The organism is Oceanispirochaeta sp. (assembly GCF_027859075.1).
Classification (GTDB): Bacteria; Spirochaetota; Spirochaetia; order DSM-2461; family DSM-2461; genus Oceanispirochaeta.
In genome coordinates this window covers 1-12,106 of record NZ_JAQIBL010000313.1, presented here as the reverse complement: position 1 = coordinate 12,106, position 12,106 = coordinate 1, and the positions used below count along the sequence as shown (strand labels likewise).

Sequence of the window (12,106 nt, the reverse complement as noted above, 5' to 3'; positions counted from 1 at the left end):
ACATGTAACCGTTTTTTGAATTTTTCCACCAGTTCGGGAACCAACCAGATGTCCACGGGAATACGATCCGGCTTTTCTCTGTTCAATATAGCCAGGACGCGCTCTCTTGCATTCATTTTTTTCTCCTTCTAATAAAATAAGCCTTTGATCTATTATTATCTTGGTCTATATTTACTAAATGCATAGCGAATCTTTACAGGCTTTAAAGAGACCCGTGTCTGCCTCAAGCAAAGAACGTCTGGAGAAAGCAGGTCTGTCTCTGGAATATTTTAAAAATTTTGAACAGGCCCAGCATGATTTCCACAGCCATGATTTTATAGAAATACTATATGTGTTCAATGGAACTTTCAGGCATATCACTGCCGGACAAACCTATGATGAATGTGCCGGGGGGCTGACAATACTGAATTTCAGGCAATTTCACTCCTTGAAAACACCTGAGGGACCCGTTGAATTAATGAATATTTATATAAATCCGGAGCGGTTTAATCTACCGGAACTCCCTGATTCCATCCTGGAAAAACTATATGACCTCATTCCCCTTCACCCGGGTCTCGAAAATCGTCTCAATGGCGTTATTCATCTGAATGTCAGTGATATTGGAAAAATGAAATCTATCCTCAATATGCTTTTGCTGGAACAGGAGTCGGATGAATGGGGTAATGAAGCGGCGTCGCTGGCTATACTTCGATTGTTTCTTATAGAACTTTGCAGAGCCGCGCCAATTGTAAAAAATGAACAATGGGACAGCTACAAGACAAGGATGGAGGCTGTCAGGATCTATCTGGAAAAGCATTATACTGAAGCAGTCAGTCTTAATGCACTTTGCCGTTTGAGCGGGCTGAAGCCGGCGAATCTCTGCCGACGGTTCAAAGACTATTCCGGGATGAGTACGGGTGACTTTTTAAAACAGAAGCGGTTGGCAGCGGCTCTGCATAAACTCAGAACCAGTGATGATAAGATCCTGGTAATTGCTGAAGACTGCGGCTTTTCTGATGTTTCAAGATTCAACCGTTTCTTTAGAACAGCATTCTCCTGCAGCCCTTCTCAGTATAGAAATAATCTAAAAACCAACTAAAGAGGGTAGGGGGCAGAGCATCCGGATTAAATCATCCTGAGGGCAAAAGTTCCAGTCATATTTTCAAGCTTGATTTCCTATCTCTTTGGGGACCCTTTTTTCTATCATTTTTTGACTAACCTAATTATACTTCAAAACAAGGTCATTATGGTGAAAGAGAGATCTCTAGAAAGTAATTATTATGTATTCTCCAGGGAAGAACCCTATGAAGATTCCCACTCCAAAATCATTCTTCTGGGAGATCTCATTTGCCGCCCCGACTATTTTAAGGATAATCATTCACACGATACCATTGAAATCTGCCTGATCACTGAAGGCCGGGGCAGCTTTTTTATTCATGACCGGGAATATCGGGTGGAGCCCGGGCATATCTTTTTAACACATCCCCACCAGATTCATAGGTCCCTGGCAGATCCCTTTGATCCCTACCGGATGTATTATATGGCTTTTACGGTTTCATCTGATGTGACCTTAACCAGGATGTACGGTCAGTTGGCAGAAATGAATAAACATGTTGTGAAAGACCAGTACAATCTTTCCCACTTCTTCGGATTGCTGATTGCAGAATTGATTATGCAGGAAGAGGGAATGGAGACCGCCGTACAGAGTCTGTTTCATTCTATTCTTGTGTACCTCCATAGAAATTTCCTTACCGACAGAATGGCCATCAATAAGCATATTTCTACAAGGCAGAAAATCATTCAGAAAGTTGTCGCCATTGTAGAGCAGAGATGCGAGACCTCCCTGGTTCTGGGAGATATTGCCCGGGAACTGGGTTATTCATCATCTTACCTGAGCCGGGTTTTTAAAGAACAGATGGGAATTAATCTTTCAAGGTATTGGAATCAGGTCAGGATGAGACATGCCAGGGAGTATTTACAGAATTACCCTGAAAGAACTCTTCATGAAATCTCGGCTATGGTGGGCATCGATGACTATCACTATTTTTCAAGATTGTATAAACAGATCTATATTCGCTCTCCTAAAATAGATCGGGAAATGACAAAATAATCCAAACTATCTGACAATACTCTCTAACGACAACTCTTATGGAATCCCTAATAATTAAACCAGAAGACTCTTGTTTTAGGATTAGTAATTGAAGGGATATATTTTTGATATTAAGAAATTCTCTGTTCATGACGGACCCGGTATCCGGACAACTCTTTTTCTGAAGGGTTGCCCTCTTAACTGTGTCTGGTGCCATAATCCCGAAGGAATCCAGAAGGAACCGGAGCTCTGGTATTTCCCCAATAAATGTATGCACTGTTCTCTCTGTGTCCAGGCCTGCCCGGTCGAGGCTCTCAGCATCAGTGAAAAGGACGAGCAGTTCAGGATCAATATTAATCATGAGCTTTGTGATTCCTGCGGTCTCTGTGTGGAGATCTGTCCCACTCAGGCCCTTCTGTTTGACGGCAGGGAAATGGATCATGAGGATGCTGTGAATGCACTTCTTGAAGATAAAAGCTTTTACGATGAGTCCGGCGGAGGAGTGACCCTTTCGGGGGGGGATCCTGTTTACCAGTTTCAATATGCCCTGGAGATTCTTAAGGAGTGCAAAGCCAGAGGGGTTCATACAGCCATCGAATCCGCTTTGTACTGCCCCAGTTCTGTTCTACAAAAACTTATTCCTTATACTGATTTATTTATATGTGATCTGAAAATATTTGATGATGAAAAACACCTCGAATACACAGGGGGCTCCAACAAAATAATATTGGAAAACCTGAAATATTTATCTGCATCGGGTAAAAAAATCCTGGTCAGAACTCCTCTGATACCCCATTTCAGCGGCAGTGATGAAAACCTGAAAGCCATCGGAACCTTTATTCTTTCTCTGGAAGGGCGGGTTCAGTATGAGCTTTTGAATTATAATTCTCTGGCCATGAGCAAGTACCAGATAAGAAATGAAAAGAACGATTCTATCCGCGAGGCTAAACCATTCAGTGATGCCCAGCTGAAAAGCTGGCAGACTATGCTGGCCGATCTCGGATTAGACATGATCAATGAATAAATATGAGGTTATTGTGAAACAGAATAAAGTCTCTGACTTAATTGAATCGGCTCGGAATGGCGCTCCCGCCTATATCAATGATGTACGCAGTGCTTTTGAATCTCTGGATGAAGGAGAGAAGCTGGAAATAAAAGCGGTACTCCTGTCTATGGATGGTCAGTCCTGTCGAAGCTTTTCCTATACTGTTCCCTCTGTCATGAGAGATGAACACTGGAAAGTCCTGAGCTGCGATTATCTAAAGGCGGAAGTCTATAATGCCTTATCCTCCCTGGGGGGGCAGAGTCTGGAGTTCTATTTTGATCAGAATAATGAGACCTGCAGATCTCTTGTTGCAGAACTGATAGAAGGGTTTGATCTGAAACTGAGCAGGAATGAAAGAAAGGGCTATGGCCGTTGTATTAATGTCATAGACAGAATGCTGGATGCCCTTTCTCCGGATTATGATTTACATTTTTCAATGCAGATGAAGGATATCAATGAATTGGAAAGTATCTCCTACTACCCCGAGGAGCTCAGTTTTGGAGACCATGTTTTCACCCGCTCTGTGAACGGTCTGGGTGAAAAGACCATTCTGGGGATTGATGTGGGAGGCACGGATATCAAGTTGGCTTTGATCGGCCAGGGCCGTATCCTTTGTATGAAGGAATATGACTGGTTTCCGCCCTTATTCAAAGAGTCGAGAGAACTGGTAGATCCCATTGTCCTGTTAACCCGTCTTTTCACACTGTGGAATGCCCTGCATTCCGGGTCATTCATAGTACCCGAAGAAATCCTGTTACTCCTGGATCAGGCTATGGCTGAAAAAACAGATATTAAACTGATTCAAAAAGCATGTAATGAGATGGAGTCCTATGTCGGTATACAGGATGGTTTGCTCGATGGAATCGGTATGTGTTTTCCCGATGTGGTCGTCAACAATAAAATTGTGGGCGGTGAAGTATATAAAACCCGAGGTATCCGCCTGAATCCGGAAATTGACTATGAATCCGACTTTAAGCAGCTGACCCATCTTGATGATAAGCTGAAAGAGTTCTGTAAAAAAGAGGGGTTAGTCAGCATGACCAATGACGGTCCTATGGCTGCTTTTACCGCTGCTGTTGAGCAGGCTGCATCCGGAGAGACCGAATCTCTGCAGGGAGGCTTTTTCGCTCATACTCTGGGCACAGAGTTGGGAACAGGATGGGTGAGGGAGGACGGTTCCATTCCGGACATCCCCCTGGAAGTTTACAACTGTATCATTGATCTTGGCAGCTATCCCGAAAGAGATTTTCATGCAGATGATCTGCGGAGTGTGAAAAATTTTAATACCGATCTACCGGGAACCCTCCAGAAATATGCCAGTCAGAGCGGCGTCTTTCGTCTGGCCATGAAGTATTTTCCAGAAGAGAGACCCGAATTATTTGAAGAGCTTCTAGAGAAAGAACTTGTTCGGGAAATTCAGGTTGAGGTAGAGGGTGAATCTAAAGGACGTTTTGTTGTTCCTTCGGAGAATCCTGATATGAGAAAACCCTTTCTGGAGCATATGATGACTCTGCTGGAGAGAGAGAATGATGAGGTGAATCATAGAATATGGCAGGATATCGGAGAGTCCCTGGGAGTTGCTCTTGTGGAAACCGAAAAACTGCTGAGGCCCAAAGCCAAAAAACGGATATTGTTCGGCCGTCTGGTTAAAAGAAAGGCCTGTTTTACGTCAATGGAAAAAGGAGCCAGAAATATTGTACCCGAGATCGAATTTGAAATTGCCGATTCAGACCTGGCCCATACACCCCTGATGAAGCAACTGGAAGGGGATGAACAATTTACTGTTGCCCAATTTGCTCAGGCCATCGGTGCGGTTTATTACGCGGTGGATAAATTAGTCAAATAATCAATGGAACAGTAGAGGACTTATATGAAGAACAGAGAAGAAACTATTTCCTTTATCAGAGAATTATCCCAGTCTGGCCGCATTGAATCTTTGAAGAAACAGATGCTCGAGGAAGACCGTTCTCTGTCCCTTGAACAGGCATAGCTCATTACCGACTCCTACAAAGAACATGAAGGAGAATCCAGAAGGATGAACAGGGCCTATGCCCTGGCTAAAGCTCTGGAAGAAATAAGAATTAAGATCTATCCGGGAGAACTCATTGTCGGGAACCGGACCGCCGAAGTCCGGGCAGGAGTTGTTTCACCTGAAGCGGGAATCTCCTGGATCGATGATGAGATTGAAAGTCTTGAAACCAGACCCCAGGACAAGTTTAGGGTCAGACCCGAAGATATTGTCACTTTCCGGGAAGAGATCCTTCCCTACTGGAAAGGAAGGACCCTTGAAGATATCATCCGGGCACGCCACGGAGATGAGATTTCCGCAATCGGACTTGTGGCAAAGATCAATCAGAAAGATCATCCCCAGGGGCATATCTGTCCGGATACAGAGAAATGGCTCAGAATCGGTCCTGCCGGTCTGAAAAAAGAAGTCCAATCCTATCTGAAGGACAAAAGCGCAGAACTGACAGTAGAACAGCGTGAATTCTATGAGGCAGAAATCATTGTACTCTCTGCAGCTCAGGTTTTTATCCGGCGTTATGCGGATCTGGCAGAGCAGCTGGCCTCAGAGGATCAAAGCCGGACATTGGAATCTCTTGAAATAGCCGCGAGTTGTAGAAGGCTTGTTGAAGAGGCTCCTGAAAATTTCAGAGATGCTCTCCAGTCCTTATGGTTCCTCTATGTTCTGCTCCAGATGGAATCCAATGCGTCTTCTTTTTCTCCGGGAAGAGCCGATCAGTATCTGTACCCTTATTGGAAAAAGGATATGGAATCAGGGGGTCTGAATTTTGATTCATCCCTGGAACTGGTGGAAGCACTCTGGTTAAAGTTTAATCAGATCGTTTACTTGAGAAATTCCAACAGTGCCAAATACTTTGCAGGATTTCCCATCGGCTTTAATGTGGCTTTGGGCGGACAGAGTCCTGACGGCAGGGACAGTTCTAATGAGCTGTCCTTCCTGATGCTGAAAGCTCAGGATCATCTGGGGCTTCCTCAACCTAACCTGTCTGCCAGACTTTTTAAGGATAGTGCCCAGGACTTCTTAGAGGAGTGTTCCCGGGTTATCGGAAGAGGGAGCGGGATGCCTCAGATCTTTAATGATGAGAGCATCATACCGGCTTTAGAAGCTCAGGGTATTAAACATGAGGATGCCGTCAATTATGCCATTGTCGGCTGTGTGGAACTGACAACCCATGGCAATGCTCTGGGCTGGAGTGATGCGGCCATGTTTAACCTGGTAAAGGTTCTTGAGCTCACTTTGAATAACGGGGTGTGCCTGCTTTCGGGTAAACAGATCGGTCTTCCCCTGGGGACTTTGGAAAGTTATAAAAGCTATGAAGAACTTGAAACCGCCTACAGAAAGCAGATGGATCATTTTGTTGATCGGATGATGCTGATGTGTGACAAAGTGGATCGTATTCATGCCGAAGTCGTCCCCTCGGCGTTTCTTTCATCTGTCATTGAAGGCTGTCAGGAATCTGCACAGGATGTCACCGCAGGAGGGGCTCTCTATAACCTTTCCGGTATTCAGGCCATACAGGTCGCTAATCTGGCAGATAGTCTGGCTGTTATTAAAAAAATGGTATTTGAAGATAAGAGCATCAGCAGTTCCGAATTGCTGGACGCTTTGAGGAATAACTACCAGAACAATGAAATCCTGCGGCAGAGAATCCTGAATAAGATTCCCAAATATGGCAATGATATTGACTGGGTCGATGAAATAGGTGCTTTCTGGGTAGGATTCTTTGCCGGGCGTATGAAAGAGTTCACCAACGCCCGTGGAGGACACTACCACACCGGTTTGTATACTGTTTCTGCCCACATCCCGATGGGCCATAATGTGGGAGCTTCACCAGATGGGCGTCTGGCCAAAGATCCCCTGGCTGACGGTGGGGTCTCCGCCATGTATGGCCGTGATGTCAGCGGGCCTACGGCATTATTGAAGTCGGTCTCAAAGATAAACCCGGAGCACAGCAGCAACGGCTCCCTGCTGAATATGAAATTTCTGCCTGATTTTTTCAAAACAGAGACAGGTATTCTCAAGTTTACACAACTGCTTCGAACTTTTGTCAGGCTTCATATCAATCATGTCCAGTTCAATGTCCTTAGAAAGGAGGACCTTCTGGCAGCCAGAGCCCATCCAGAACAGTATAAGGGGCTTACAGTACGTGTTGCCGGGTACACCGCCTACTTTGTCGAGCTTGCCGGAGACTTGCAGGAAGAAATCATTGCCCGAACAACATACAGTGATGCATAATGATTCCGGGCTGTTCGGTGTTTAAGACTCTCCTTGATAATCCTCCCCATTTTTGAAGAGCATCATGAATGGAAATATTTAAGGTGCATATTTAAAATATCGTAAATATGTACTTTTCTTGATTGAACAATATTTTATTTCCCTGGATATACTGCTTCGGGAGGTCCTGTATATATCTTTCTGGGGAGTCCAATTTTGAAAGGTAATCTTGACGATGGTCAATGTATTTTCTCTTTATCAAACCAGGGCTGATTACCGTAAAGTTCTTCTGCGCAATCCGGGCAAAGACCGTGGCTGAAATTGGCATCTGAATTTTCTTCTATATATTCTTCAAGGCGTTTCCAGTATCCATCGTCTCTAATATTCTTGCACTTTGAACAAATTGGTAATAAACCCTTTAAGGTCTTTACTTCTGCAAGTGCAGATTGCAGTTTTTTGATTGTTTGTTCCAATCTTTGTTGCTCTTTCATAATTAGATTTCCCGAAAACCAAAGCATTAAAAAAATCAAAGATGATAGGCCGAAAATTGAAGTAGAGCTGAAAACTCTGATTTCCATCGAACTAAGGGGCAATAAGAATGGCCTGTATATAAATAGTTCCAGATATGTAAAAAAGAAACAGGGTACTAAAAGATAGAGTATCTTTAAAAAACTAGATTTAAAACCAAATAGTAGGAAATAATAGATAGGAATGGCAATTAGATAATAGTGCAGGTTGGATTCTTTCATAAAGAACAATCCGCTCAATATTAGGATGTTGATAAAAAAAGTGATTAATACATGTACTTTCGCAAAATAGTATTTCTTTTTCATGAAATGAATCGGAATCAAAAGGTATGAAAATTCAGCGATAAAATTTATAAAAAAAGCACCATTGAAACCCAACTTTATATAAAAAATCATATATAGAAAAGTGGTGATGAAATTTATTGAACTTAATAGAATGAGCAGGTGTATCTGCCTCCTCTCTGTATCGTTTAAGTCTATAATTCCGGTGTTTATAAATCGGATAAATTTCATCTCGAAATTCCTTTATAAATCGCAGCTGGAATTCCAGAGATAGTTTCATTGAAGTAGCTTTCATGTGTAGTCATTTTAGACTTTCATAATATCATCTAATTAAATCTATTTGGAGAAATCTTACCATATTCTATTCCGGGAGTATAAAAAAGTTTTTCCGCTGCAAAACAAAATATGATAGCTTATGGTACTGTGTACTGGGATAGGACAGGTTGATTATGGATGATATTATTATAAAAAATGTTGCATTGGCCCTTCTATGTATGCAAAGGTATTCTTGGGAGCAAGGTGTTGCTGCTCAAGCTTTTCTTGAGAGGAGAGAGTACAAGAGAGTGCTACTCCTCTGCCGCGAGGCCGTCTGTCGTCAAATTGAGGATGGGCGTCTTGCATCCATGGGTGAACCCACTGCCGTGACAGATCACGCTGCCATCGGAGAAGCCTTAGTCTTTACAGCAAGAACCTCCCATGATATGACCTTGCAGCAAGCTGTGAAAAAAATGGCTGATTATCTTCTGAATCTGGCTCCCAGGTCCCCCAAAGGAATCATTTATCATCTGGTAAAGGAGCCTCAGATCTGGGTGGATTCTATGTATATGTCCCCTCCGTTTTTAGCGGCTTATGGCTGCAAAGAAGAGGCCTTAAATCAACTCATGGGAATGAAAGACTGTTTATATGATGAAGACAGGAAACTCTACTCTCATATCTGGGATGATAAAACACAGACCTTCCTGCGGAAAAGTTACTGGGGAGTCGGTAATGGATGGGCTGCCGCGGGAATTGTCCGAGTACTGAAGACCCTGGGGAATGAATTTCTTGTTGAGAAACAACAATTATTAGATCATCTTCGAGAACTGATTGATAGTTTTCTTTCCTATACCCGGGAAGATTTTCTTTTCCATGATGTTCTGGATCAACCCTCTTCTTTTGTTGAAACAAATTCAGCTCAGATGATTGGCTATACCATTTTCCGCTGTCTTGAATCAAAATGGATTAATCCTTCCTATTTTGAAGTGGCAAAGAATATTCGGGAGGCCGTCCATAAAAAAGTAGATCAGGATGGACTTGTTCAAGGAGTCTGCGGAGCTCCCCAGTTTGTCAGCTCTGGGGTTGCTCCGGAAGGACAGTCGTTTTTCTTACTGATGGAAGCCGCTTATAAAGACTTGATGAATGCTTCATCCGGGGATTAGAATATTGATAATTTTACTTACAACTCTATTCTGTTCTTCCGGCACACATCTGAATACCAGTGTCCGCTGTCTTTGACAATACGCTTCCCTGTTTCATAGTCTGTATAGAGAAGGCCGAAGCGCTTCGTAAAGCCCAGACACCACTCGAAATTGTCCAGCAGGGACCAGACAAAGTAACCCTTCAGTCTGACTCCGTCTTCAATCGCCTGCCAGGCCGCACCCATATGCCTGTAAAGGTAATCAATCCTTTCCGGATCATGAACCTCTCCGTTTGCTTCCAGAACATCCGGTAGTGGAGTGCCATTTTCTGTGATCATCATTTCGGGGTTGCCGTAGTCTGTCTTCAGCCGGATCAGCAGGCGGTACAAACCTTCCGCATTATTTTCCCACTCTTCATAATTAGACTTCTTCATGAAAGGATATCGGACCTGTCTGCACTTCAGGAAATTTCCGTGATTTTCATGGGCAATGATTCTTCTTGTATAAAAATTCACCCCCAGAAAGTCTATGGGAGCACTGATTGTTTTCATATCTCCCGACAGAATCTCGGGAGCATCCGAACCATACCAGTCCATCATATCTTTGGGATAGCTGCCGTAAAAGACCGGGTCCAGGAACCAGCGGTTGAAAGCTCCGTCATGGCGGTCCGCCGCATCCCTGTCCCGGGAATCCATAGAGGCTGGTTCGATCCATTCCAGGTTGTTGACGATACCGATACGGGCGCCGGGAGATTTTTCTCTGATCACAGGGATGGCCAGACCATGAGCCAGAAGCATATGATGGGCCGTTTGAAGAGCCGTTTTTAAGTCTTTCAGTCCCGGAGCATGATCTCCGTAAAGGTGGCCCACAAAGGAATGAACCCATGGTTCATTATGGGTCATCCAGTTTTTGACCCGGCCTCCCAGGGCAGTACAGACCACATCGGCATAGTCTCTGTACTTATAGGCTGTCTCCCGGTTGGCCCATCCTCCTGCGTCCTGCAGGGCCTGGGGCAGGTCCCAGTGAAAGAGAGTCGCATAGGGGGTTATTCCGGCAGTCAGTAATTCGTCGACCAGCCTGCTGTAGAAATCCAGGCCTTTCTGGTTCACCTTTCCAGATCCCTCCGGGATAATTCTGGACCAGGACAGGGAAAATCGGTAATTCCTGATACCCAGATCTTTCATGTGGGCGATGTCTTCCTTGTATTTATGATAATGGTCACAAGTGACATCCCCAGTCATATTATCATCAATTTTCCCGGATTTATGGGCGAAGGTGTCCCAGATACTGGGGGCTCTGCCATCTTCATTGACAGCTCCTTCGATCTGGTAGGAAGCTGTTGCGGTTCCCCATTTGAAGTTTTCCGGAAATGTATAAATATCTTTCATTCTGATTCAATCTCCCTGTAGCTGAAATTTGAAAATTCGGCCCACTGGCTGTGTCTGTCCAGATCCTGAGCAGTCATGCCGCAGAAGCTGCCGTCAAAGGCGCCGGGGCCGTTATTGGTGTATTCATCACTCAGGATGGATGCATCCTGGGGTGATCCGACGCGGATCTCTTTGCTGTTCCCTATCTGATAGGAAAACTGCAGGAGGGGTTGATTGATCCGGCAGCGGAGAGTTATTTCCGAGTCTCCGGGAACAGAGGTCACTGTTTCATGAAGTTCCGCGGGCTCTCCATTGCGGCTGACCAGGATTCCAAGGGCTACGCTTTGAAGTTTGCGGCTGTAGAATTTTCTCAGGTAGTAATAGGTCCGGCTGCCGGTGAGAACCATTAATCCTGCCATCTGACGATAGGAGCCGGGATTAAAATCCAGGGTCGTCTCTATCAGGCAGTTGAAATGCTGAATCCGGCGGGCTACAAGGCTGGTATCATGAGCGGAGTATGTGGAATTCCTTCCCCGTATGCTCAAGACTCCCGGAGTCTTCGTCAGGGAGCACCAGTTTTCTTCAAGAGGGGCCTTCAGGCTGTACCATTGAGTTCCCAGGGTCTTTGTATCAAAGTTATCAATCCCTTGACAGCTGATGTCTTGCGTCTGTTCTATGTCTCCATCGATTTCAATGCTGTCTGCCGGGTGACAGCCTCCTGTCATCAGGACGGGCCAGCCCTCTTTCCATATCACCTTCTGAAGGGAGGTTTCCCTGTTCAGAACACAGCGCATCTGGGGCATCAGGGGACGGGCACAGAGGTGAAACAGCCAGCTCCGTCCTTTGTCGTCTTCGATGAGGCTTCCATGACCGGCCTTCTGAAGTTTAAGTTCAGGGTTATAGAAATGAGGTTTCAGAAAATCCTCGGTATAGTCATTTTCTGCGGGGCGGGGATTGATGCGGGAAGTAAGAAGCGGCCCTGTGGTATCCATCTCGTAAGGACCATTAATCATTCTGGACCGTGAAACCTGAACGGCATGTCCATAACCGGTTCCGCCTTCGGCAGCTATCAGATAATACCATCCCTCTCTTTTTAAGAGCTGCGGACCCTCCAGGCAGCCAAATTTCCGATTCCCGCGATAAATTTCTTCGGGATTCCCTTTCAGAGCCAGAGTCTGTG

9 protein-coding genes are annotated in these 12,106 nt (G+C 44.8%); 6 read left to right on the top strand and 3 right to left on the bottom strand.

What is annotated here, in order from left to right:
• The first annotated feature begins 214 nt into the window (after positions 1-214).
• From PF479_RS17705 to PF479_RS17685, 5 genes are all read left to right on the top strand, one after another.
• On the top strand, positions 215-1,078 hold the full coding sequence (locus PF479_RS17705; protein ID WP_298009435.1) for an AraC family transcriptional regulator: 864 nt from the start codon (positions 215-217) through the stop codon (positions 1,076-1,078).
• A 147-nt stretch (positions 1,079-1,225) separates the two neighbouring features.
• Complete coding sequence (locus PF479_RS17700; protein WP_298009432.1) at positions 1,226-2,089, top strand: AraC family transcriptional regulator; 864 nt, start codon at positions 1,226-1,228, stop codon at positions 2,087-2,089.
• Between the two features lie 88 nt (positions 2,090-2,177).
• On the top strand, positions 2,178-3,092 hold the full coding sequence (locus PF479_RS17695) for a glycyl-radical enzyme activating protein (RefSeq protein ID WP_298009429.1): 915 nt from the start codon (positions 2,178-2,180) through the stop codon (positions 3,090-3,092).
• Between the two features lie 13 nt (positions 3,093-3,105).
• On the top strand, positions 3,106-4,959 hold the full coding sequence (locus PF479_RS17690; protein WP_298009426.1) for a hypothetical protein: 1,854 nt from the start codon (positions 3,106-3,108) through the stop codon (positions 4,957-4,959).
• Positions 4,960-5,106: 147 nt separating this feature from the next.
• Entirely contained in the window at positions 5,107-7,374 is a 2,268-nt protein-coding gene (locus PF479_RS17685) for a formate C-acetyltransferase/glycerol dehydratase family glycyl radical enzyme (RefSeq protein WP_298009441.1), read from the top strand.
• 218 nt (positions 7,375-7,592) lie between these two features.
• On the opposite strand, the gene PF479_RS17680 is transcribed toward PF479_RS17685, so the two are convergent.
• Entirely contained in the window at positions 7,593-7,844 is a 252-nt protein-coding gene (locus PF479_RS17680; protein ID WP_298009423.1) for a hypothetical protein, read from the bottom strand.
• A 767-nt stretch (positions 7,845-8,611) separates the two neighbouring features.
• On the opposite strand from PF479_RS17680, the gene PF479_RS17675 reads away from it, so the two are divergent.
• The gene (locus PF479_RS17675; RefSeq protein ID WP_367277256.1) at positions 8,612-9,580 is read left to right on the top strand and encodes a glycoside hydrolase family 88 protein; all 969 of its coding nucleotides are present in this window, start codon (positions 8,612-8,614) and stop codon (positions 9,578-9,580) included.
• A gap of 17 nt (positions 9,581-9,597) precedes the next feature.
• Here PF479_RS17675 and PF479_RS17670 read toward each other — a convergent pair whose 3' ends face one another.
• Both PF479_RS17670 and PF479_RS17665 read right to left on the bottom strand, forming a co-directional pair.
• Positions 9,598-10,947 carry a GH1 family beta-glucosidase gene (locus PF479_RS17670; protein WP_298009421.1) on the bottom strand — a complete coding sequence of 450 codons (1,350 nt, stop codon included), beginning with the start codon at positions 10,945-10,947 and terminating at the stop codon, positions 9,598-9,600.
• On the bottom strand, positions 10,944-12,106 hold a 1,163-nt coding region (locus PF479_RS17665), incomplete at its 5' end, for a family 43 glycosylhydrolase (RefSeq protein ID WP_298009419.1). The genes PF479_RS17665 and PF479_RS17670, both read right to left, overlap by 4 nt.

Coding starts and splice junctions, on each gene's coding strand:
- PF479_RS17670 (WP_298009421.1), bottom strand. CDS start 10,947: ATGAAAGATATTTATACATTTCCGGAAAACTTCAAATGGGGAACCGCA.
- PF479_RS17680 (WP_298009423.1), bottom strand. CDS start 7,844: ATGAAAGAGCAACAAAGATTGGAACAAACAATCAAAAAACTGCAATCT.
- PF479_RS17675 (WP_367277256.1), top strand. CDS start 8,612: ATGGATGATATTATTATAAAAAATGTTGCATTGGCCCTTCTATGTATG.
- PF479_RS17700 (WP_298009432.1), top strand. CDS start 1,226: ATGGTGAAAGAGAGATCTCTAGAAAGTAATTATTATGTATTCTCCAGG.